Raw genomic sequence first — 21,875 nt, 5'->3', positions numbered from 1 at the left:
GGGGTCGGAGTCGGACTGGTCGCCTTCGTAATTAAGGGAGTGGCGATTCTGGCCTGGATTCAGATTACCGGAAATGCCAACAACGTCCAGGGTGTTTACGCCCAGGGCGGGGGCGGCGGGTTACTGTCTCTAGTTTTAGCCACGTTTTTCATCGGCATCCTCACGCCCCTCGGTGAGGAGCTGCTCTTTCGGGGTGTCGTCACCAACGCGCTCCTGCGCTACGGCTCCTTCGTTGGGGTCGTGGGCAGCACCCTCATCTTCGCCCTCGCCCACGGCATCAACATCATCTTTCCCGCAGCCGTAGTAGCTGGTTTGGCTACTGCCGAGGTCTTCCGTCGCAGCGGCTCGATCTGGCCTGCCGTTGTCGTTCACGTCGTGTTTAACCTGCCCACAATTCCGGTGATGGTAGCCGCTGGCATGGGCTGATGTGAAGGTTCGGAGTTCGATTTGATGCTGAGGGTCTTTCAATCTAGAAGGTTTTCCATTTCAAGGAGCAAGAATGAAACGATTTACCTTGTTTACTTTCCTGTATCTCGCGCTGGGAGTTTGTCTGATGGCGATCGGTCTGGGATACCCGAACCTGCCTTCGAGTCTGCAAACCAGCTTACTCGTCACTGCCGGAGCATCCTACTTCGTTTGTTTCCTGAGTACCTTCCCATTCTGGCGTGAGGCGACGCTGCGCATCTATCGCCGACAGAATTCAGCGGTAATTCTACCTTGGTTGGTAATCGGAGTGAATATTGTGGTGTCGATCTGGGAGGTTCAGAGTCAGAACTGGACGATGGCAGCCATTTTAGGAGCGTTTTCGCGGCTATTAGTTGTCTTAATATTTGCAGAAGTCATTGCGATTACATGGCAAGTTAATTCCGAACATTAATGTCTGAATCGGACGATCCCAAACCGGACTCGCTCTTCATCATCAGAATCTGACAAAGCGAATTAAATTTCGATCGGCGAGCGTGGACTCACAGTGAATAGATCCGGTTCAAGAGAACACAACCGTGCTGAATTTTCAGGTCATATTTGAGGGAATTATATGTCAACTTTTGTCTTAATTCATGGCTCGTGGCATGATGGTTCTGCATGGATTGCAGTCATCAACCATTTAGAAGCAAAAGGGCATCAGGCTTTTGCTCCCACGATCGCGGGTCATGGGAAAGGTGTGGATAAAAACGTCAACCACCATCGATGTACGCAATCGATCGTCGATTACATTGTTAGCAAAGACTTAACAGATATCGTTTTGTTAGGGCATAGTTTCGGTGGCACAATTATCGCAAAAGTTGCTGAAGCAATTGGCGATCGCATTCGACGGCTCATCTTCTTCGATGCCTTTGTTCTCAATGATGGAGAGAGCATTAGAGATAACTTTCCACCGCATCTTCAAGCATTACTCGACGAGCTAATTAGAGAATCAAACGATCGGACGGTGATGCTACCTTTTGAGATTTGGCAAGAAGCGTTTATCAACGATGCTGACCTCGACTTGGCTAAATCCAGTTACGCACAATTATCGCCCGAACCGTATCAACCGTGGATTGACAAGTTGGACTTGAAGCGGTTTTACTCGCTATCGATTCCTAAAAGTTACCTCTACTGCACAGAAGACAACGTTTTGCCTCAAGGCGAGTGGGGATGGCATCCCCACATGTCTAGCCGCTTGGGGCAATTTCGGTTCGTGCAAATGCCCGGTAGCCATGAGGTGATGTTTTCTAACCCTGTTGGTTTAGCTGAAAAGATTATTGTGGCAGGACGGGACTAGCAACTTTTTTAGATGAAAATACATGACAACTCAAACAATGTGCGCCTGAATCAGCAGATTAAACCAATTAAGGAGAATCACAGACATGACGATCGCTCGAATCCAAGTTTTACACCTTCAAACTAATCTCATGAAAAAGATAATTTTGCTAACACTGGTGGGTACGGGACTCTTAGTAACTATGCCCTTTACAGCACAGGCACTAGATTCAGACAAAATCGCCCAGTACGATCGAGATCGATATCGCGATGACCAGGATCGTGACTACGAGTATGGTGACGATCGGCGCAGTCGGCCATTTGTGGTTTATTACCGCAGTAGTGACAATCGCCGATGGATTTATCAAAGTGTCCACTACAATCGTCGCGAGGCTCGACGTGCTGCCAACCGACTGGAGCGGCAGGGTTATCGAACCCTAGTTCTAGGATAGAGCCGTTTCAACGATGAGTTGCCAACACCTGGAGATCGATCGATGGCAGTTTTGAAACAATTTGGGATTCTATTTGGGTTGGGTATTGCGGGAATTGCGATGCTTACAATTACGTCGGCTCCATTAGTCGATCGACAGTTGGCGAAACTGTCTCCAGAAATGCTGGCAAAAGTTCCGCCACTGTGGGTTTTAATGCTGCTGCAAGGACTACAGCTTACAGTTCTACTAGCGATCGGCATTTCGATTGGAATTGGCTGTGCATATCGCGTTGGATTACACTCCCATTTAATTGACTACTGGGTGCTTCATACCCCCAAGATTCCATTTTCTGTCATCGAGATGAAATGGAGCTTGGGTTTAGGTGCAGCGACGACGATCGTTATTCTGTCGATCGATCGGTTGATGAAACCTGCTCTCCCTGAAGCACTACAAGCATCCAATCGCACAGAACCGAATTGGCTGAGTTCGCTGACAGCAATGCTTTATGGCGGCATTACTGAGGAAATTCTGTTGCGCTGGGGCTTAATGTCGCTGCTTGTTTGGATCGGATGGAAGGTCTTAAAACAAGGCATTACGTTGCCAAGCAAAGGAATATACCAAGGTGCGATCGTGCTAGCAGCACTGGTATTTGGACTTTTACACCTGCCCGCGACTGCCGCGATCGTTCCACTCACTCCACTTGTGGTTATCCGAGCGATATTACTCAATGGCATTGCTGGCATTGCTTTTGGTTGGCTCTTTTGGCAATACTCGCTTGAGGCGGCGATGTTATCCCATGTCAGCGTTCATGCTTTTTCCTTTGCTCTTAACCTTTTGCTGGCAAGATTTGTCTGAGCTTTTTTCTAAAGCAATTTCACTCGTTCGTAACAGGTGAAACATTGATGGTAGATGGTGGGTATGTAGCGCAGTAGTCGATCGACAGTGCGACACGTTGCGATCGAGTAGCGATCGACCGCGATATGAATCGGTTTTACCGCTCGAACGATCTGCGATCGAATTTTTAATCCCCAAACTCGATCGGGAAAACACATCGAACCAAGTCGAAGGAGAAATACACATGTCACAGGAAAAGATGTCACAAGTCTCTGGAGTTTAGCAAGCGATATAATTTGGGAGATGGCTGAGAGTCTTTCGTTGGGAGAGCGTTCGATGATCCATTTCGATCGATTAATTGCCATGTTGATGCAGGTAGCGATCGAAACTGCCGGAGCCGAAACTGGCACTCTGATTCTCCTGGAAGACGATCGACTCATTGTGGTGGCTCAATGCAGTGGGAGTAGACAGTGCGACCTGGAAAAGATCGCTCTTGTTGACTGTGCAACGATTCCTGTCTCCGTCATTCACTCGGTAGCACGCACATCTGAAACGCTGGTGTTTGATGATGCAGTCAGCAAATCGCCTTTTTCGACCGATCCTTATATTCAACACCAGCAAACGCGATCGCTCCTTTGTCTGCCAATTCTCATGCAAAGTCAGACGATCGGCATCCTTTATCTGGAGCACGATCTCAGTACTGGAGTGTTTACCCACGATCGCTTACAAGCTCTCAAACTATCGATCGCTCAGGCAGCGATTTCACTAGAGAACGCTCGGTTATACGAGCAGTTAACAAACTACACCGAAACACTAGAAAGGAAAGTAGAAGAGCAAACTCAAGCTTTACAGCAGGAGATCGCCGAACGGCAACAAACCGAAGCGGCATTACAACGCAGTGAAACCAAGTTCCGCAATATCTTTGAAAACTCGCAGGTCGGCATCTTCCGAGTCCGCATTTGTGATGGATTAATTCTTGATGCCAATCAACGCTTTGCCAATCTGTATGGCTTTGACTCACCAGAGGAGATGATTGGACTCGAACGCACCGCAGACTATTATGTCAATCCCAGCGAGCGCAAACAATTCCTTGAGTCGCTGATGCGCGATCGAGAAGTGCGAAGCTATGAAGTACAGATGCGAAAACGAGATGGGACAGTGTTTTGGGGACTTTTCTCTTCTTACCTGAATGCAGGTGATGACTACATCGAAGGCGTACTTGCGGATATTAGCGATCACAAACAGGCAGAAGCAGCATTCCGGCAAAGTGAAGCGAATTATCGCAACCTGCTCCAAACCGCGAATTCCGTCATCCTTCGCTACGATCCGCAAGGACGGATTCGATACATCAACGATTATGGGGTCAAACTCCTAGGTTATGAGGAACATGAGATTTTAGGGCGAACCGTATTTGAAACCATCATTCCAGAAGCCGAACTCTCTGGACGCGATATGAGACCCTTTGTCCACGATTTACTTCGTAATCCTCAAGCGTATCCGCAAGCCGAGGGTGAAAACCTGTGTCGAGACGGTCGGCGAGTTTGGATGGAGTGGTCGAATCAAGCCATCTTTAATGAGCGGGGAGAGGTCGTTGAAATCTTATCGGTGGGCAATGACACCACCCAGCGGAAACAAGCAGAAGAGGCACTACAACGCAGCGAAACTACGTTCCGAACCATCTTTGAAAACTCGCAGGTTGGCATCTACCGAACTCGTACCTGTGATGGATTAATTCTCAAAGCCAATCAATGCTTTGCCGAGCTGCTTGGCTTTGATTCGCCAGAAGAGATCGTTGGGCTGGAACACACCACAGGCTATTATGTAAATCCCAACGTTCGCCAACACGCCATTGAGTTGATGAAGCGCGATCGAGAACTGCGAAGCTTTGAAGTACAGATGCGAAAACGAGATGGGACAGTGTTTTGGGTACTTTTCTCTTCTTATCTGAATGCCACCGATGACTACATTGAAGGAACGATCGCAGATATTAGCGATCGCAAGCAAGCAGAAGCTGCTCTACAAATGAGTGAAGAACGACTACGCTTAGCATTAACCGCTGCAAATCAAGGACTCTACGATCTCAATATCAAAACTGAAGAAGTCGCGATTAACCCAGAATACGCTTTAATGCTGGGCTACGATCCAGCAACATATCAAGTGACCAAATCTAAGTGGATTGAGAGTTTGCATCCTGACGACAGGGAATCGGTGCTTGCAGTTTACTATGCTTGTATTACTGGAGAAATCCCCAGCTATCGAGCAGAGTATCGCCATCGTACCCAGGATGGTCAGTGGAAATGGATTCTCGCTGTTGGCAACGTTGTTGCCTGGAATGAATTCGGCGAACCCATCCGAGCGTTGGGAGTTGTGACGGATATCGACGATCGCAAACGGGCTGAAGCAGCTTCAATTTTGGAAGAGCGCAACCGCATGGCCCGCGAGATTCACGACACGCTCGCTCAGGCGTTTACAGGCATTCTGGCTCAGGTGGGAGCGGCCAAGCAGGTGCTAACGGACGATGTAGAAGCAACTCAGGCACACCTAGACCTAATCGCAGAATTGGCACGAACTGGACTGGTTGAAGCGCGGCGATCGGTTGTCGCGCTCCGTCCTCAGCTTTTGGAGGAGGGCAGTTTACAGAACGCTCTCCATCGTCTCATCGCGCAGATTAGAGCTGCGGCAATGGATACCACTTTGTATTACGAGATCGAGGGTGCGGTGTATGCTCTACCTCCTGAAGTCGAGAGTAACCTACTGCGGATGGGGCAGGAAGCATTAACCAATGCGACCAGACACGCCAATGCTGACGAAATTCGAGTGGAGCTAAAATACGATCGCGATCGATTTTGCTTGCGCGTCAAAGACAATGGACGGGGTTTTGGAGTTGGGAGTATTCCATCTTCTGAGGGTTTCGGCTTACTCGGCATGAGCGAACGGGCAGAGCGCATCGGCGCACAACTGGCAATTAGAAGTCAACCCGGACAAGGAACAGAGATTATTGTCACCGTCAATCGGGAGTAGATCGCGATGAGCCAAGCCACAACCATTCGAGTTCTGATTGCAGACGACCATGCCATTTTTCGGCAAGGATTAGCGACGATTATCGATCGCGATCCAGATATGCAGGTAATTGCCCAAGCCGAAAATGGAGAACAGGCGATCGCGCTATTTGAGGAACATCAACCGGATGTGACGCTGATGGATCTGCGAATGCCAGAAGTGGAGGGAGTTACTGCGATCGGTGCAATTTGTACTACTACTAAATCTGCGCGGATTATTGTCCTGACCACGTATGATAGTGACGAAGATATTTATCGGGGATTGCAGGCAGGCGCAAAAGGATATCTGTTGAAAGAAACCGAACCGGACGAGCTGCTGAATGCCATTCGCACCATTCATCGGGGTCAGAAGTATATTCCGCCCGATGTGGGAGCAAAGTTGGTACAGCGAATGAGCAATCCAGAATTGAGCGAACGAGAACTAGCAGTACTCCGCTCGCTGGCGCAGGGGATGAGCAATGCCGAGATTGCGGCGGCTTTGAGTATCGGGGAAGGCACGGTTAAATCCCATGTCAATCGGATTTTGAATAAGTTAGATGTGAGCGATCGCACCCAAGCGGTGATTGTTGCCGTTAAACGTGGCATTGTCAGTTTATAGAACCCATTTGAGATCTTTGCTGATGATTCGGCAGAGCCGACGCTACACGGACGCAGATCGCTGTTGTCAATAACTAACCATTTCGATCGTTCTGGTGCAGCGATTGCTTAGGTTGCGGTCATCGCTACTACCATTCCTTGTAGAGCTTCTCAGCATATGCCATCACCTCTTCATTTGGAAGTTTGATTTTAGCAAGTTGGGAAGGATAACGAGTTTCGATCGCCATCGAATCTTGCTCGACAACCACATCGATAGCTTTTAACATGGATTGACGAAATAGAGGCTTCATCCCTGCAAACTTGAACTTACCAAAGATTAACTCGTAAATTTTGGTTCGATCGTTTTGCTGAGGATATTGCACGACGACTTGAGCAAATGGCCCAATTCCTGATTCAGCGTAGAGTACTAGAACTGAAGGGAAAAAATACTCCACTGTACTTTTGAGAATTTTCGGTAATGTTAATAACACCGGATTACTGAAAATTTCCCCAAGTGAATTATTGGCTCTGGTACTCTCCTGTTTCACTTGATACCAATAGCCATCTTTATCGAATTCAGTCATTTGATTTTGGACGATTTGAAATAACTCTCGATGGGTGCCATTTTGATGGTTGAAATCGGAATTAATCAGCCAAGTACTCAAAAAATCCGATCGAATAGTCTTTTCTCCCGCAATTCCGATAAAATCGTATTCCGCAGCGATATTTTGAACGATGTCGGGAATAGGCACTCGCGGCTCACAATTATCGTATGTCCAAATAAAATCGCCAATTACCGTCAGTTTGAGCGATCGCGAGAGTGGCTGTGTATCTCGCTTACCTTCTCGATGCAACCTGCCTTCGCCGTCAAATTCCAAGGCATGGAATGGGCAGGTAATGGTGTCCCGCTCTTGGCAAATCCAACCATTGGATAGCGGAGCCTGCATGTGCGGACAAACATTATCTAAGCCAAATACCTCGCCGCGATCGTTCTGCCACAGAACGTAATCTTGCCCGTTGAGTGTCACTTTGTAAGGTTTATTAATTCCTAGCATCGATCGATGGGCGATTAGCCAAGGCGCACCGGGCAAAATGGTATTCATAGCTGATATTTCCATAACTGACTGAATATATAGTCAGTATCTCTTGCCGCATCTAGTTTGTCAACTACTGACCAAACTTTCAGTTAAAATTATGGTGCAGGAAAAAGGTTATTCAGTGAGTTCTTCAGATTCTTCAAGGCAAAAATCGAAAAAACCCCGCCAAGCCCGCGATGCGGAGGCAACTCAGGCACAGATTTTGGATGCAGCAGAAGAAGAGTTTGCCCGCTATGGGTTAGCTGGCACTAAAATTGATGAGATCGCGGCGCGGACGGGTGTGGTTAAAGCAATGATTTACTACTACTTCAAGAGTAAGGAAGGACTCTATCAAGCGGTAATGCAACGCATTGGTAGCGAATTAGATATCGTATCCGAGCAACTTGTTTCAGACTCTTTATCAATACAAGAAGCGATCGAAGCATCTATTCGATCGGGTATTACATATGGTGCAATGTACCCGCATCGAGGAATGCTGTGGTTTTATGAAGCAATTCAGAATCAGGGACAATATGGGCAATCTAGTGGTTGGCAAAAAAGTTTTTGGGGCATAACAACGATCTTAGAACGTGGCATGGCTGAAGGGGTGGTGCGATCGCTAGATCCATTTCTGACAGCAATTAATATCTTGGGTGTTTGTACGTTTTACTTCAATGCTCATGAAAATCTGAAGTATCTCGATCCGGCGCGGCAGCTTTTAAGTGCAGAGGCGATCGAGCAACAGATTCAAGCAGCGATCGATCTCATTTGGGCTGGCATCAAAGCTTGATATGGCATAGTCTCTGATGCTGAATTGTGAGCAAAGCTGATTAAGATTCTACCAATAACTCAAGCAGCCTAACTCTCATTAGGTAGACAATCGCCTACAAAGATCTCAACTGGGTTCTATAGAGTGTACTTTCGATCGACTTGGGATTCTAACTTAAGTTATAGCTAGTCTTCTACTTTGCGATCGCATGGCGACTCTATCGATTTGTACTGTAAAAAATTGAACTTACTGTTGGCGAAGCTAGTATTAATCCCACATTCAGCAGGTTAAATTCACGTTTAAATAATTATTACCAAGCATTAAGGATATTACAGTCTCTAAGTAAAGAATATTGTCAATAAAGGGGGTGTCTTTGTCAACAATCATTTTCAGTTCAAAAGTACTGCATAAGCTGGAGTCCTTATACAGATAGGATTTAGAGTGTAACTCTTTATTTCAAAAAGGAACATGCTGAATGTAGGGTAATGGGTAGCCGATCGATGTGGGGAGTCATTATTTGAAACTTAAGAAGTCGATACTATTCAATCGGCACTAGCTGTTCTCGATCGTGCTACAGTTTCAGTGAGATGGCTTGTGCTGAATAACTTCACACTTTATTTCACACTGCTGTTATAAGATATGTATATTAGGGCATGATAAAAATACTCATCTGCTCCAGTCCCACACCATGTTTGCGAAAGTCGCAAAAGGCACGCCGAAAGTGATTGATGCTAATCCACTCATCGCCACACCACCGTCAGAGGTGCCATTAACAAACGCGCCCTTGGTGAGAGCGATCGCGCAGGTACGGTTTCCGCCGATTCTGTCGATCGAGCAACAGGCGTTTGTTGGTGCCTTTCAAGAGTCAATTCGGGCAGAATACCCGACCCTCGAACCTGTGAAAACGCAAAGCCTCATATTGAATACTGACGGGGCCTCTGTAACGCCGACAATTCAGACAACTTGGTGCTTTTGGAATACAGATCGGACGTGGCGGATCTCGCTATCGAGCAGTTCAGTGTCGATCGAGACGACTAAATACACCAGTCGCACCGACTTCTTGGCACGTTTAGAAGATTTGCTGGTCAAACTTCACAGCAACTTTCACTTGTCACAGATCGATCGAGTGGGCTTGCGCTATATCGATCGGGTTGTTGGTCAAAATCTGGAAGACATATCGCAGTTGATTCGACCCGAAATGGCTGGGATTAGCTGTAGCGATCTTCAGGAGTACGTTCATCAAGTGCTGCACGAGTCATTATTTTTATTGCCAGAAGCTCAAATCTCCGCTAGATGGGGTGTGATGCCTGCTAATGCCACTTTCGATCCTTACACGATCGAAGCCGTCTCCGAACGTAGCTGGATACTCGATCTAGACATATCTGCGACAAACCCTCAAGTATTTAACCTTGAAGCTCTCATGGCTCAGGCTCTGCGCTTTACCGAGAGAATTTATACATTCTTTCGCTGGGCGGTAACTGATGAATTTTTACGACGCTATGGTGGTGAATTATGAATACTCTTCTAGAAACAACAACTAATCGCACCTTGACGAACCAAGCCCAAGTAATGTCTACCGTAGAGGGTAGATTAAATTCAAGCACGAGTCATTGGATCGATTCGGCAATCTTTACGAGCGATCGCAGCACAGCAATGGTGGCGGAAATACACAAACGTCATTTTTTAGCGGCTCTAAATATGACAACTAGCGGTGTAGAGATTGAAGTAACCATTCCAAAAAGTGTCTTGTTATCCATCATTGCCATACATGATTATTCCAAGCACGAGCAAGTGTATCAACGCAGATGCTATCCGTTTGTAAATACGACGGAAGATGTTTGTGCAATCGGGCAGCAAACAGCTAAAAATGTCTTCCTCTGGCAAAATCGCGCTTCAATTCATCAAGGATTAGAGCTTTCTGTCACTTCGTTGATGGGGAAAATTTGGAAAAAATTCCAAGCCTCAGCATTTCATGTCAACTCGACCGAATTCGATCGAGGTGTCCATGCAGTCGAAACAGCCGCACTTCCCGTAAAATCTACACAGCAAGCTATTAACGAACTTAGAAAGTTGAGTGGTTTAACTTGGGAGCAACTTGCGACTCTGTTCGGTGTTTCGCGCCGGAGCGTTCATTTCTGGGCTAGTGGGGAGCCGCTGTCTTCAGCTAATGAGGAAAAGTTAAATCGAACTTTGGACTCGGTGAAGTACATTTCTCGCGGTAGTGCCAGTAGCAATCGCAGTCTATTAATGGGCATTGCTGATGACGGGAAATCCTATCTAGAACTACTTGCAGCAGGTGAATTCGAGCGAGTCAAATATCTGCTCGGTGCTGGTAATGCGCCCGCCAAACCCAAATTAGGTAAATTATCGACCGCAGCAGAGATGTCGCGAGTACCACCCAATCCAGCGGATCTGGTAGATGCTATCCAAGATTCCATCCATCGGGAGGTAGGTAAGTCAAGAGCGGCAAAAAGCGTGAGGAGTCGAAATAAATAGTGACGAGCAATGAACCTGATGCGGGGATTCTAGCAATAGACTCAGCCTTGAGCAAATGGTCTCAAGGAGACTTGATAGAGATTAAAAAACTAAAACGACCTAACTACGCCTACATTGCGGGAGTTGCCGATCTCTTTCTGGTAGCAGATCTCGATCGAGTAATGACCGTAGAAAAGGCTGTGGTAGCAGCATGGGAGAGAATACCCGGATGCCAAAGTGATGCAGATACTCGCGATCTAGCAGAGGCATTATCGCGCAAACGCAGTCGAGTTGCCTTTCCTGATGATTTTAATCGGCTCGCTCACAAGCTGCAAAAGCGAATGCAGGACAAGCACGAGAAATCTACTGATGAAGGCGAGGCTCTACGCGCCTTACGCGAAATCAGAGTAAGTGCCACACCCGCTTGGGATGCAGAAGCAGTAGAACTAATATTCTGGTTTGTCTGCGCCGAGACAGACGATCGCTTCCAAGATCGAGAATGGCATAAATGGCTGGATAGTTGGCTGAAACTACTCCCCGCATCGGGAAGATTTAGTGCTGTAGATGGCTCAGTGGTAACGCTGGATGATATGACAGCCAAGGAATATACACAAAGCGATCGACTAGACCTCGATCGGCTGTCTTCTCATTAAAATAACACCCACCAATAAGCCAACCATCGCCGCTTGTCTACCCAGTCCCAAAGGATGTTTGAGCGATCGTCGAAATCTGCCAGAATCTCTTCGTAAACGCCGCATCAAGATCTTGGAGGGCATGGATTACCTGTAGCGACCCACTTCTACAGGGGTAGCCAATACTTGAATTTCTGTTGACTTTCGATCGACTTGGGATTCTAACTTAAGTTATAACTAGCCTTCTACTCTGCGATCGAATGGCTGCTCTATCGATTTGTACTGTAAAAAATTTAACTTGCTGTAGAAGACAGCTTGAAGGCGATCGCCTATATTGAGTTTATGCAAGTAGAGATGTATCGATCGGTAGTCAACTTAGAACAAAGCCTAGACTCTCTTCCCATTTTTCACAATATTTTCCTCATATGGAGGCTTCTTATGGTAGTTTCTGCTCAAGGTACTTCCGTTGACATGATTTGGCCCAGTTTGCCGCTTGCCGCGTGGCAGGATACCTACACAACTCTCCATCTGTGGACACAAATCATTGGCAAAATTTGATTGGCACTAGCACCTAAACTCAATCACTGGTGGCAGTCTACCTTTTATGTAACACCGCGTGGACTAACAACCGCTTCAATCCCTTACGCAACTCGCACCTTTCAAATCAGTTTTGATTTTATCGAACATCAATTACAAATTGATACCAGTGATGGCATGACTAAACAAATTGCACTGGTTCCTCGCTCCGTTGCAGATTTTTATCAGACTGTCATGGCCGCACTGAGTGAAATGGGCATCGAAGTCCGAATCTGGACGATGCCGCAGGAAATAGCAGAACCGCTCCCGTTCGCCCAAGACGATCGCCACGCCGCTTACGATCCGGACTATGCACAACGATTCTGGCGAATTCTCGTGCAAGTCGATCGGGTCATGAACCTGTTCCGTTCCCGGTTTATTGGTAAATCCAGTCCCGTGCATTTCTTCTGGGGGAGTTTCGATCTCGCGGTGACTCGTTTTTCTGGTCGTCGTGCGCCAGAGCATCCAGGGGGAGTCCCAAATATGGCCGATTGGGTCACACGGGAAGCTTACTCGCACGAAGTCAGTAGTTGTGGCTTCTGGCCGGGGGGCGGGTCGGTTGTAGACCCTGTTTTTTATGCGTATGCCTACCCTGCGCCGGAGGGGTTTCAGGATTACTCGATCGCACCCAAGGAAGCGTTTTACAGCTCCCAGATGCAAGAGTTTGTCCTGCCTTATGAAGCCGTTAGACAGGCTAGCGATCCAGATGCGATGATGCTTGCTTTTTTTCAAAGCACCTATGAAGCAGCGGCAAATTTAGGACGTTGGGATCGGGATGCACTGGAGCATACCCCACTTCTACAGGGGTAGCCAATGCTTGAATTTCTGTTGACTTGCGATCGAGTTCGGATTCTAACTTATTTGCATAAACATCGAGCAGTTAGTCCAGATTAAATTTAATCTGGACTAACTGCTTTTATATCTTGTATTTACTAAGAAAAGAGGTGTGTAGCCTCCACTTTTAGGGAAATTAAAAACGAATCGATGCGCCCGATTCTAACTTAAGTTATAGCTAGTCTTCTACTTTGCGATGGAATGGTTACTCGATCGATTTGTACTGTAAAAGAGTTAACTCGCTATAGACGACGGCTGGAGAGCAATTGCTTATATTGAATTCATACAGATAGATATGGAGACAAACCCATGAGCAATACCATCGACACAACGATCGATCCCAACGATGCCGTGCTGCTGCCGAGCGATCGTCTCACAAGCGATGTCACGCTCGCCACCGCCGCACCCGCACACACCCAAGAGGCTGGCAAGGGTCTGACCGCAGCGCAATTGCTCAAGCGCAGTCTGGACACTTTCCTAGCCAAAGATATTAAGGGCTGGGCTGAACTCTGCGACGAAAACGTCGTCGTCGAATTCCCCTTCGCGCCCGACGCAGCGTCCAGAAAGATGGTTGGCCGCGCGGCTATCTACGAGTATTTGAAGAACTATCCCAGCGTCATCGACGTGCAGCGGACTCCCACGCTGAAGATCGTCGCTACCGATGACCCCAGCATGGCCATTGCCGAATGGAGCGTCTCAGGTCGGGTAATCGCTAACGGCAACCCCTATGAAATGAGCTACGCCACGTTTGTCACGTTCGAGAACGGGCTAATCGTCACCTACCGCGAATACTGGAACCCGATGGCATTCATGGCTGCCATGAGCGGCGCAAAGTTCTGAGGTCGCAAAAAGAGATTGCCAAATGAGTCTCAAATTCCGAACCGTTACTGGAATCATTAATAGTGTAGAAATGCTTGAAGGAGCAGGCTTCCCGTGAAGTATGATGCGGCGTTTCAACGCAACCCCAATGTGGTGTTAGCTCATGCCGATCTGGTCGCACTGCTAGCGATTAAAGTTCAACTATAAATTGAACGGTTAAATTGAGCAGTTCGTCTAGATTAAATTTAATCTAGACGAACTGCTTTTATGCATTGTATTTACTAAGAAAAGAGGTATGAAGCCTCTCCTTTTAAGGGGAATTAAATACGAATCGATGCGCCCGATTCTAACTTAAGTTATAGCTAGTATTCTACTTTGCGATGGCAGGGTTACTCTATCAATTTGTACTGTAAAAGAGTTAACTCGCTATAGACGACGACTCGAAGGCGATCGCCTATATTTAATTTATAGCAACCAGTTATGCGATCGATGAACCCGTGCAAGTAAATTGCCAGGTTCCACGATCGATCGTACCCGTGAAAAATGAACGACGATCGTAGCCAGAGTTCCTTATTTATCCCACCTTCAACCCAAGATTGGATGCAAGGTGTGCTGAGTGCCAAGGTCGTGCTGGTGATGTATGGAGATTATCAAGACTCCAGAAGTGCGGACGTTTACAAGCCGATTAAAGCGATCGAACGAGAGCTTAGTGCTTCTTTTGGAGAGGATTATTTATGCTTTATCTTCCGTCATTTTCCGCAAGCACAAATTCATCCTCACGCTCGACGGGCAGCCCAAGCAGCCGTTGCCGCCGCTGCCCAAGGACAGTTTTGGTCGATGCACGACACTTTATTTGCCCATCAACAAAGGTTGGAGAATGGTTATCTGATTGAGTACGCCAATGATTTAGGACTTGACATTCCTCAGTTTCTCAAAGACTTGTGTAAACAAGTTCATGTCGATCGAATCGACAAAGATATTGAAGGTGGCATCCAGAGTGGAGTGACGACTGCTCCAGCTTTATTTATCAATGGAAATCGGTATACCAGATACTGGAACGCGACGGAGTTAACAGCAGCCATTATTACTGCAAGTCCTTAACTTCCCCCGATCCCTACTCCCGATATCTGACTTATTTGTTAGTGCGTGAAGCTATCTAATTTGATTGCTAGCCTTCGCCTATTTTATCGAAATAAATTGCTAATTTTTAAAAGATGCTAACAATTGCAAAGCCAAACATTGAATCTAAGAACAGAAGCTTAACGCATACCCAATTGCAACAAGTACTCGACTATATTTATGCCCATCTCGATTCGGCAGCGGATGGAATCGCGCTGAGGCTCCCTCAGCGTGCGTTCCACCAAGCAGAGCCGACGCTACGCGAACGAGAATTATCCCTGACTGAACTTGCAAAAGTTATCAATCTTAGCCCGACTTACTTTGCTAGTACGTTCAAACAAGCAACCGGAATTTCGCCGCATCAGTATGTGATTCAACAGCGAGTAGAACGAGCCAAATCGATGCTGTCAAAAACGGATTTGACAATCGCCGATATCGCCTTACAAGTGGGCTTTTCCAGTCAAAGCCATCTGACCCAACAGTTTAAGCGACTTACTGGCATCACACCAAAGCAGATTCGCTAACTCCATAAGAATCTGACAAAACAGGATAAGAATCTGAAAGAAATCGAGGATTGGAATTGATTATACTTAAGTTAGATCGGATGAGAAACTAAGGCGTTATTCATAGGAGTATGAAGCAGAACTAAGATTGTATCTTCGTCCACAACGTCAACTAAGAATGGATCGTACAAAAATGAGTATTCAGCAATTAATCGTGCCCGAAAAGCACGACTTAGGTGGGTTTAGCATCCAGCGCAGCTTACCGAGTGAAACCCTAAAAATGGTTGGGCCTTTCATCTTCTTCGACCACTTAGGCCCAGCTATTTTCCCGGCTGGAAAAGGTGTCGATGTTAGACCCCATCCACACATCAATTTGGCGACTGTTACCTATTTGTTTGAAGGAAGCCTTCTGCATCGAGATAGTCTAGGTACGGTACAAGAGATTTTTCCGGGCGAGGTGAACTGGATGACAGCGGGCAAAGGTATCGTTCATTCTGAGCGATCGACCGATAGCTCTAGAGAGAAAGAATCTACTCTTCACGGCATCCAGACCTGGATTGCCCTCCCCGAAACCGCTGAAGAAGTCGAACCCAGCTTTTCACATTATCCGGCGACCGATTTACCGAGGTGGATTCAAACAGGTACCAGCGCGACCTTAATCGCTGGTAGCTACCAGTCTCACCGATCGCCAGTTATAACCTACTCTGATACTCTTTACCTAGCACTCGTTTTCACGGAGGGTAGTCAATTTCAGCTAGCCCCAATAGAAGGTTTAGAAAGGGCAGTTTATAGCGTTACATCCGGCCTATTCTTAAATGGAAAGCCTTTAGAGCCATATCGTCTAGCCGTTTTAGCACCGGATGAGTCAGTAGATATCCGTGCAGAGGCTGAGGCAAAAGCAATGATTATTGGCGGGGCACCATTGGGCGATCGCACAAAGTACTGGAACTTTGTGTCGAGCCGCTCAGAGCGGATCGAGCAGGCAAAACAAGATTGGCAAGACCGCCGCTTCCCGGCGGTTCCTGGTGAAACTGAATTCATTCCGCTTCCCGATAATTGATATATCAACCCTAGTCGTTCATGGCGATGCCGTTCGCGGAGCGTTCCTGTAGGGAAATCGCATTTTGCCGCTTGAATCCACCGCAGGAAGACTCCCGAAACCGATCGAAAATAGTCAACTTGTGGTCATTCCTGGCGAGCCGCACGCCATCAACTGGACTCATGCCGATCGAGTCAATCCCGTATTACTTGACTTTCTTCAGCAGGAATAAGGAGTGACATGCGATCGCTCAAATCGGAAACAGTATAAAGCGGAAATATTTAGATAAGAATCTGACAAATAATTGTCAGAATCTGAAAGAAGTTAAGCATTATAACTGAACACATTCTAAATAGATAGAACCAGGAGAATATAACATGGTCGACAAACAAACTGTAGACGAACAAGCAAATAGAAAGGCGAGCGCAAACTTGACACCAGCCCAGGAGTTTTTGCAAGCACTTTGGGGAGAGCATTTGCGGCACGAGTTTGAAACTCACAATACTGACGATACCCTCGCCACGATGGTTGAGGATGCTTATGTTAACCACATTCCGGTCATGACTGGGGGAGTAGGGAAACCAGCACTGCGCGAGTTTTATTCCAAATACTTCATTCCACAGATGCCGCCAGACCTGGAACTGATACCAATCTCACGCACGATCGGAACCGATCGGCTTGTCGATGAAATGATGGCTAAGTTCACTCATACCATCCGAATGGACTGGATGCTACCTGGCATTGCTCCGACCGGGAAACGGGTTGAAGTAGCAGTGGTAACGATCGTTCAGTTCCGTGACGATAAGCTATCCCACGAACACATCTACTGGGATCAGGCGAGTGTTTTGATTCAACTCGGTTTGCTCGATCCTGGTACGTTACCCGTTATGGGCGTTGACAGCGCGCGAAAAGCACTCGATCCGAACTTGCCTTCAAACGCACTAATCGATCGCAACTAAGTGTCGGAGCCAGCAAACATCAATACCCATTCACAATAAGAGGTAACTATCATGATGCTTAAAGATATTGCCTTTAATAATGCCGGAACTATCGGCGAAAATCCCTCATTAATCGAGCAAACAGAAGCGGAATACGAGCGCACGATGAATGTCAATGTCAAAGGCATTTGGTTGTCGATGAAATATGAAATCGCTCAGATGTTGAAACAGGGAAGTGGTGCCATCGTCAATACGGCATCTGCGAATGGAGTCGTTGCATTTCCTACCTTCCCCCTCTACACTGCGAGTAAAAGTGCGGTAATAGGCTTAACAAAAGCTGCTGCGCTTCAATATGCCAAAGCGGGTATTCGCATCAATGTTGTTGCACCAGCGGTAATCGAAACAGATATGATTGAAGCCGCTACGGGTGGACAGGATGAAGTCAAAGCTTACATGGCAGGACTTCACCCGATCGGACGAGTTGGAACACCTCTTGAAGTTGCCAATGCAGTTCTGTTTTTATCATCTGACATGGCATCGTTCATAACAGGTGAAACGTTGATGGTCGATGGTGGGTTTGTAGCGCAGTAGTCGAACGACAGTGCGAGATGACAACACTTGCAGGCAAAGTTGCACTGGTATAGCTGTAGCCAATTAGATTAGGACACAGACTATAAGTCAAGATGGTCGCCGTAAAACAACCATCATTAATCACGTAACTAAAAAGGAGTTCGATCGTGCAGAACATCACACTTGACACTATCACTGAAACCGTCATTAATCATGGCGATCGCGGCAAATCTCACCCGCGACTCTATGAAACTTACACGAGCTTGGTTCGACATTTGCATGACTTTGTGCGTGAGGTGAATCTGACAGAATCAGAATTGCAGCAGGGACGTAATTTTCTCAACCAGGCAAGTCATCACACTCAAGAGATTCCCACTGGAGAGATCCATATGTTGACGGATCTACTAGGGATCTCAGAGTTGGTAGAATTGCTGCACGATGCCCATCGCAGTACAGAAAGCAATTTAGAAGGCCCCTTGTATGTGCCGAATGCCCCAGGACGGCAGATGGGCGATCGCTTAGGCATCGATCCAGAAGGCGACACGCTTTTCCTGTCAGGCAGTGTTTTAGATGTGAACGGTCAACCGATTGCCAATGCCGCGATCGATGTTTGGCAACCCAATTCCCAAGGATTATATGACATCCAAGATCCATCTCAGCCGTTGGGGAACTTTCGGGGAAGTTTCAAAACGAACAAGAATGGAAAGTATATGTTTGAAACCGTCGTGCCACTAGGTTACAAAGTGCCAACCAGTGGTCCATGTGGCGAGTTGCTGGGACTCTTGGGACGGCATCCCTGGCGGGCGGCTCACATCCATTTCAAACTCAGTGCTCCGGAGTACACTCCACTGACAACACAAATTTTTATTGCTGGCGATCCTCACCTGGATTCAGATACAACCTTTGCAGTGCGATCGGCGATCGTTCAATTGCAAAAGCACGAAGCAATAGACGAACTCAAGGCACACAATCAAAGTAAACCGTTTTACACGACTGAGTTTGATTTTGTGTTGAAACCCGCTACTCTCTAGCGGAGAATCATCAAGCAATGGTTGCACATTATGTCTACACCATCAATCCAGAACAATCTGCTAATTGGCATTTGGAAGTTAATTTCTGCAACTGCCATTTACGCTGATGGAACGGTGACTCCAGACGTGTATGGAACTCATCCGGTTGGCTACATCACTTACACATCAGATGGTCACATGATGGTGATGTTTTCTAGGAGCGACCGCACACTGCTGAGTCAGGAGGTCAGATCGCCGCTGACTCCCCAGATGCAATCCTTACCTGTGGAAGAGCTTGCTCAAGCATTTACAACATTCAATGCTTACGCTGGAACTTATACGTTGAGTGGCAACACAGTAACTCACCAGATCGAAATTGCATCAATTCCTAATCGCGTTGGTACAACGTTAGTTCGCACCTTTACTCTTAATCAGAGCCGACTAACGCTCGTGACGCCGCCAGTCTTGAGTGATGGTGTTGAAGCGGTTTTTGAGCTGCTGTGGGAACGCATTATAGCAAGGGGAGTTCGTTGTCGATAACGAAGCCTACAGGGAGAGGCTTTTGAAATCGTGGGCACTGCCCACAACACCTTACTGTGAAGGGTTTTGCTCGCGCCGATCGAGTGAATCCCGTGTTACTGGACTTTCTTCAGCAGGAAAATCGATCGGTGAATTGCCGCATCAACTGGACTCACGCCGATCGAGTGAATCCCGTGTTACTGGACTTTCTTCAGAGCGTGAATTAATCCGATCGATCGGTTGTTTTTGCTCGTTGAGGGGTGAGGGCAAGGTTAGTCGGTTGTCCAAACCGGATTTGGCGATCGGTTCCTCGCCCCGCATTCCCGCTCGGAACGTCCGTAACGCCCTAGCAAGTGGGTTCTTGCGATCTAACCCAGAAGCAGGAATTTACGTCGATCGGCTACGGATTGTGGCGATCGCCTGTTCCAACCAATCTAAATAAGTCTGTTCCCGTTGCTTCATTAAGTCCAAAACCAATCGATGCAGTTGTTGTTCGCGCGATGCAGTCGGATTACTCACAGATAGAGCCTCGATTTCCTCACACTGGGCTAGCTTTTCTTGCCGTGCTTCCAGTTCCTGCTCTAGCAGATCCACGATCGCCTCGTCAGGCAACTGAGCTGCAAAATAGAGTTGCACCAGCAACGGCTCTCGCAACACGGGCAACGGATGATGTGTCTGAAGCCAGTGGGTTAACTCTGCTGCACCTGCTGCGGTAATCCGGTAAACCTTGCGATTGGGGCGATCGTGCTGAATCTCGACGGTACAGGTAATCCACGCCTGTGACTCCAGTTTGTCTAAAGTCCGATAAATCTGTGCTTGATCTGCTGGCCACAGATGGGAAATGCAATCGTCAAAGCACTTGGTTTTGAGGTCGTAGCCTGTCCGATCCTGTTGTTGGAGCAGACCCAGAATCACATGGGCAAGAGACATAGGCGGTTTACCGAACGAATAGGGAGGACAGCCCTACCCATAGAATTTATATACTCATATGTTAATATAAGATTAATCATATATAAGATAAGTCTTGTAAACTTTCTGCCTGGAGGCAACTGTATGACAACTCAAACTCAGACACTCCGCACCGTTGCTGGAATCATTAATAGTGTAGAAACGCTTGAAGGAGGAGGCTTTCTGGTGCGTCGTCCCTTTCCCAAGAGTAGCTTTTCCGAGTTTGACCCCTTTCTCCTCCTTGATGAATTGGGTCCCGTGAATCAGCAGCCCGGTCAAGCAAAGGGCGCACCAGATCATCCCCATCGTGGCTTTGAAATCGTCAGCTACGTCCTAGATGGACGGCTGGAACACAAGGACTCGGCGGGTCATGCTGGACTGTTGAATCCCGGTGATGTGCAGTGGATGACCGCTGGGGCAGGCATAGTGCATTCCGAAATGCCAGAAGCTGAGTTTGCTCGCATGGGTGGGCGACTGCACGGCATTCAACTGTGGATTAACTTGCCGCAGCGAGACAAGATGATTGCTCCTCGCTATCAGGAAATTCCATCAGCGCAGATTCCGGTGGCTCAGACCAAAGATGGGTCTGTGACAGTGCGCGCGATCGCCGGAGAAGCGTTGGGGGCGAAAGCCGCGATCGAAACCCGCACCCCGATTATCTACCTGCACTTCACGCTCCAACCGGGAGCAAGCATCGTTCAATCGGTACCGAAAGAGTACAACGCCTTTGCCTATGTCCTCGATGGGTCTGGTTTGTTTGGTACCGAGCAAGAACGGGGTGAGGATGGGCAAATGGTGATTTTTGCCCCTGATGGGGAGGAAGTGGCGATCGCCAATCCTGCGGATGCCACCCAACCCCTCGATCTACTGTTGATTGCTGGAGTGCCGCTAAATGAACCTGTGGTGCGCTATGGCCCCTTTGTGATGAACACTGAAGCCGAAATACGGCAAGCGATCGACGATTACCAAAATGGAAGAATGGGACAGATTCATGCTTAAATACCGCATTACCCAACATCAACTGCTGACCGATATCCGCATCAAGTTATTGCATTTGCATCAACTGTTGTTGGATACAGAGCGGATTCATTACGAACAAATTCACGGACGGGTCTCTAATGTTGAATTGCTGCAACTGGCGATCGATAGCGATCGATTTGCCTGGTTGCATCGCCTCTCAGAATCGATCGTGCAAATTGATGAGTTAATCTCCTCTGATGAGGCGATCGCCTCCGAGGAGATCGCTACTCTCATTGCTGATGTTCGGATTCTACTCACACCTGATGAAGCTGGAAATGACTTTGCTATGAAGTATGATGCGGCACTTCAACGCAACCCCGATGTGGTGTTAGCTCATGCTGATTTGAATGTGGTGTTAGCGACTAAATAAAGTTCAACTATAAATCGA

24 protein-coding genes and 3 pseudogenes are annotated in these 21,875 nt (G+C 47.4%); 24 read left to right on the top strand and 3 right to left on the bottom strand.

Features of this window, described 5'->3' with window-relative positions; all coding sequences use genetic code 11:
* The 5 genes from C7B77_RS01275 to C7B77_RS01255 all read left to right on the top strand — a co-directional run.
* Positions 1-426 (top strand): CPBP family intramembrane glutamic endopeptidase (locus C7B77_RS01275; RefSeq protein WP_146138135.1); only part of this gene is annotated, 426 nt, incomplete at its 5' end.
* 73 nt (positions 427-499) lie between these two features.
* On the top strand, positions 500-877 hold the full coding sequence (locus C7B77_RS01270) for a hypothetical protein (RefSeq protein ID WP_106299536.1): 378 nt from the start codon (positions 500-502) through the stop codon (positions 875-877).
* 159 nt (positions 878-1,036) lie between these two features.
* On the top strand, positions 1,037-1,762 hold the full coding sequence (locus C7B77_RS01265) for an alpha/beta fold hydrolase (RefSeq protein ID WP_106299534.1): 726 nt from the start codon (positions 1,037-1,039) through the stop codon (positions 1,760-1,762).
* 130 nt (positions 1,763-1,892) lie between these two features.
* Positions 1,893-2,192, top strand: coding sequence for a hypothetical protein (locus C7B77_RS01260; RefSeq protein WP_106299546.1), 300 nt, complete (start codon positions 1,893-1,895; stop codon positions 2,190-2,192).
* A 42-nt stretch (positions 2,193-2,234) separates the two neighbouring features.
* On the top strand, positions 2,235-3,026 hold the full coding sequence (locus C7B77_RS01255) for a CPBP family intramembrane glutamic endopeptidase (protein WP_106299532.1): 792 nt from the start codon (positions 2,235-2,237) through the stop codon (positions 3,024-3,026).
* 8 nt (positions 3,027-3,034) lie between these two features.
* Here C7B77_RS01255 and C7B77_RS01250 read toward each other — a convergent pair whose 3' ends face one another.
* Complete coding sequence (locus C7B77_RS01250) at positions 3,035-3,271, bottom strand: hypothetical protein (protein ID WP_146138134.1); 237 nt, start codon at positions 3,269-3,271, stop codon at positions 3,035-3,037.
* Between the two features lie 55 nt (positions 3,272-3,326).
* On the opposite strand from C7B77_RS01250, the gene C7B77_RS01245 reads away from it, so the two are divergent.
* A complete protein-coding gene (locus C7B77_RS01245; RefSeq protein WP_425430808.1) occupies positions 3,327-6,026 on the top strand; it encodes a PAS domain S-box protein in 2,700 nt (899 codons plus the stop codon).
* Between the two features lie 6 nt (positions 6,027-6,032).
* A complete protein-coding gene (locus C7B77_RS01240; protein WP_106299526.1) occupies positions 6,033-6,662 on the top strand; it encodes a response regulator in 630 nt (209 codons plus the stop codon).
* A 127-nt stretch (positions 6,663-6,789) separates the two neighbouring features.
* On the opposite strand, the gene C7B77_RS01235 is transcribed toward C7B77_RS01240, so the two are convergent.
* On the bottom strand, positions 6,790-7,743 hold the full coding sequence (locus C7B77_RS01235; protein WP_106299524.1) for a Rieske 2Fe-2S domain-containing protein: 954 nt from the start codon (positions 7,741-7,743) through the stop codon (positions 6,790-6,792).
* 91 nt (positions 7,744-7,834) lie between these two features.
* Between C7B77_RS01235 and C7B77_RS01230 the strand changes: the two genes are divergently transcribed.
* The 15 genes and pseudogenes from C7B77_RS01230 to C7B77_RS29050 all read left to right on the top strand — a co-directional run bounded on the left by C7B77_RS01230 (position 7,835) and on the right by C7B77_RS29050 (position 19,961).
* Positions 7,835-8,506, top strand: coding sequence for a TetR/AcrR family transcriptional regulator (locus C7B77_RS01230; RefSeq protein ID WP_106299522.1), 672 nt, complete (start codon positions 7,835-7,837; stop codon positions 8,504-8,506).
* 667 nt (positions 8,507-9,173) lie between these two features.
* The gene (locus tag C7B77_RS01225) at positions 9,174-10,001 is read left to right on the top strand and encodes a TIGR04255 family protein (RefSeq protein WP_219891952.1); all 828 of its coding nucleotides are present in this window, start codon (positions 9,174-9,176) and stop codon (positions 9,999-10,001) included.
* Entirely contained in the window at positions 9,998-10,981 is a 984-nt protein-coding gene (locus C7B77_RS01220) for a transglycosylase domain-containing protein (RefSeq protein WP_106299520.1), read from the top strand. Before C7B77_RS01225 ends, C7B77_RS01220 begins: the two co-directional genes overlap by 4 nt.
* On the top strand, positions 10,981-11,613 hold the full coding sequence (locus tag C7B77_RS01215) for a hypothetical protein (RefSeq protein ID WP_219891951.1): 633 nt from the start codon (positions 10,981-10,983) through the stop codon (positions 11,611-11,613). Before C7B77_RS01220 ends, C7B77_RS01215 begins: the two co-directional genes overlap by 1 nt.
* A gap of 417 nt (positions 11,614-12,030) precedes the next feature.
* Positions 12,031-12,978, top strand: a pseudogene (locus tag C7B77_RS01210) (DUF5996 family protein).
* Between the two features lie 333 nt (positions 12,979-13,311).
* On the top strand, positions 13,312-13,842 hold the full coding sequence (locus C7B77_RS01205) for a nuclear transport factor 2 family protein (protein ID WP_106299516.1): 531 nt from the start codon (positions 13,312-13,314) through the stop codon (positions 13,840-13,842).
* 522 nt (positions 13,843-14,364) lie between these two features.
* Positions 14,365-14,922, top strand: a complete 558-nt coding sequence (locus C7B77_RS01200; RefSeq protein ID WP_106299514.1) for a DsbA family protein — start codon at positions 14,365-14,367, stop codon at positions 14,920-14,922.
* Between the two features lie 113 nt (positions 14,923-15,035).
* Entirely contained in the window at positions 15,036-15,464 is a 429-nt protein-coding gene (locus C7B77_RS01195; protein ID WP_106299512.1) for a helix-turn-helix transcriptional regulator, read from the top strand.
* A gap of 172 nt (positions 15,465-15,636) precedes the next feature.
* Positions 15,637-16,503 carry a pirin family protein gene (locus C7B77_RS01190; RefSeq protein WP_106299542.1) on the top strand — a complete coding sequence of 289 codons (867 nt, stop codon included), beginning with the start codon at positions 15,637-15,639 and terminating at the stop codon, positions 16,501-16,503.
* Positions 16,475-16,714: pseudogene (locus C7B77_RS01185) on the top strand (alpha/beta fold hydrolase); the annotation flags it as partial. The gene C7B77_RS01190 and the pseudogene C7B77_RS01185, both read left to right, overlap by 29 nt.
* A 145-nt stretch (positions 16,715-16,859) precedes the next feature.
* Positions 16,860-17,441 carry an ester cyclase gene (locus C7B77_RS01180; RefSeq protein WP_106299510.1) on the top strand — a complete coding sequence of 194 codons (582 nt, stop codon included), beginning with the start codon at positions 16,860-16,862 and terminating at the stop codon, positions 17,439-17,441.
* A gap of 63 nt (positions 17,442-17,504) precedes the next feature.
* Positions 17,505-18,011, top strand: a pseudogene (locus C7B77_RS01175) (SDR family oxidoreductase); the annotation flags it as partial.
* Positions 18,012-18,157: 146 nt separating this feature from the next.
* The gene (locus tag C7B77_RS01170; protein ID WP_106299508.1) at positions 18,158-19,021 is read left to right on the top strand and encodes a dioxygenase family protein; all 864 of its coding nucleotides are present in this window, start codon (positions 18,158-18,160) and stop codon (positions 19,019-19,021) included.
* A 30-nt stretch (positions 19,022-19,051) separates the two neighbouring features.
* Positions 19,052-19,540 carry a lipocalin-like domain-containing protein gene (locus C7B77_RS01165; RefSeq protein WP_106299506.1) on the top strand — a complete coding sequence of 163 codons (489 nt, stop codon included), beginning with the start codon at positions 19,052-19,054 and terminating at the stop codon, positions 19,538-19,540.
* A gap of 22 nt (positions 19,541-19,562) precedes the next feature.
* Positions 19,563-19,961, top strand: coding sequence for a hypothetical protein (locus C7B77_RS29050; protein WP_146138133.1), 399 nt, complete (start codon positions 19,563-19,565; stop codon positions 19,959-19,961).
* Here the strand turns inward: C7B77_RS29050 and C7B77_RS01160 are convergent.
* Entirely contained in the window at positions 19,907-20,449 is a 543-nt protein-coding gene (locus C7B77_RS01160) for a PadR family transcriptional regulator (protein WP_106299504.1), read from the bottom strand. The genes C7B77_RS29050 and C7B77_RS01160 overlap by 55 nt on opposite strands.
* Before the next feature lie 123 nt (positions 20,450-20,572).
* Here C7B77_RS01160 and C7B77_RS01155 point away from each other — a divergent pair, with 123 nt between their 5' ends.
* Both C7B77_RS01155 and C7B77_RS01150 read left to right on the top strand, forming a co-directional pair.
* On the top strand, positions 20,573-21,466 hold the full coding sequence (locus C7B77_RS01155) for a pirin family protein (RefSeq protein WP_106299502.1): 894 nt from the start codon (positions 20,573-20,575) through the stop codon (positions 21,464-21,466).
* Positions 21,438-21,857: a hypothetical protein gene (locus tag C7B77_RS01150; protein ID WP_245893977.1), complete on the top strand. Its 420-nt coding sequence runs from the start codon at positions 21,438-21,440 to the stop codon at positions 21,855-21,857. The genes C7B77_RS01155 and C7B77_RS01150 overlap by 29 nt, the downstream gene beginning before the upstream one ends.
* Positions 21,858-21,875: the final 18 nt, after the last annotated feature.

It is taken from the genome of Chamaesiphon polymorphus CCALA 037 (assembly GCF_003003845.1).
Lineage (GTDB): Bacteria > Cyanobacteriota > Cyanobacteriia > Cyanobacteriales > Chamaesiphonaceae > Chamaesiphon > Chamaesiphon polymorphus.
The sequence above is the reverse complement of the archived record's forward strand: the minus strand, read 5'-3'. Positions and strand labels throughout refer to the sequence as shown.

Coding starts and splice junctions, on each gene's coding strand:
- C7B77_RS01270 (WP_106299536.1), top strand. CDS start 500: ATGAAACGATTTACCTTGTTTACTTTCCTGTATCTCGCGCTGGGAGTT.
- C7B77_RS01265 (WP_106299534.1), top strand. CDS start 1,037: ATGTCAACTTTTGTCTTAATTCATGGCTCGTGGCATGATGGTTCTGCA.
- C7B77_RS01260 (WP_106299546.1), top strand. CDS start 1,893: ATGAAAAAGATAATTTTGCTAACACTGGTGGGTACGGGACTCTTAGTA.
- C7B77_RS01255 (WP_106299532.1), top strand. CDS start 2,235: ATGGCAGTTTTGAAACAATTTGGGATTCTATTTGGGTTGGGTATTGCG.
- C7B77_RS01240 (WP_106299526.1), top strand. CDS start 6,033: ATGAGCCAAGCCACAACCATTCGAGTTCTGATTGCAGACGACCATGCC.
- C7B77_RS01235 (WP_106299524.1), bottom strand. CDS start 7,743: ATGAATACCATTTTGCCCGGTGCGCCTTGGCTAATCGCCCATCGATCG.
- C7B77_RS01230 (WP_106299522.1), top strand. CDS start 7,835: ATGGTGCAGGAAAAAGGTTATTCAGTGAGTTCTTCAGATTCTTCAAGG.
- C7B77_RS01225 (WP_219891952.1), top strand. CDS start 9,174: ATGTTTGCGAAAGTCGCAAAAGGCACGCCGAAAGTGATTGATGCTAAT.
- C7B77_RS01220 (WP_106299520.1), top strand. CDS start 9,998: ATGAATACTCTTCTAGAAACAACAACTAATCGCACCTTGACGAACCAA.
- C7B77_RS01205 (WP_106299516.1), top strand. CDS start 13,312: ATGAGCAATACCATCGACACAACGATCGATCCCAACGATGCCGTGCTG.
- C7B77_RS01200 (WP_106299514.1), top strand. CDS start 14,365: ATGAACGACGATCGTAGCCAGAGTTCCTTATTTATCCCACCTTCAACC.
- C7B77_RS01195 (WP_106299512.1), top strand. CDS start 15,036: ATGCTAACAATTGCAAAGCCAAACATTGAATCTAAGAACAGAAGCTTA.
- C7B77_RS01190 (WP_106299542.1), top strand. CDS start 15,637: ATGAGTATTCAGCAATTAATCGTGCCCGAAAAGCACGACTTAGGTGGG.
- C7B77_RS01180 (WP_106299510.1), top strand. CDS start 16,860: ATGGTCGACAAACAAACTGTAGACGAACAAGCAAATAGAAAGGCGAGC.
- C7B77_RS01165 (WP_106299506.1), top strand. CDS start 19,052: ATGTCTACACCATCAATCCAGAACAATCTGCTAATTGGCATTTGGAAG.
- C7B77_RS01160 (WP_106299504.1), bottom strand. CDS start 20,449: ATGTCTCTTGCCCATGTGATTCTGGGTCTGCTCCAACAACAGGATCGG.
- C7B77_RS01155 (WP_106299502.1), top strand. CDS start 20,573: ATGACAACTCAAACTCAGACACTCCGCACCGTTGCTGGAATCATTAAT.
- C7B77_RS01150 (WP_245893977.1), top strand. CDS start 21,438: ATGGAAGAATGGGACAGATTCATGCTTAAATACCGCATTACCCAACAT.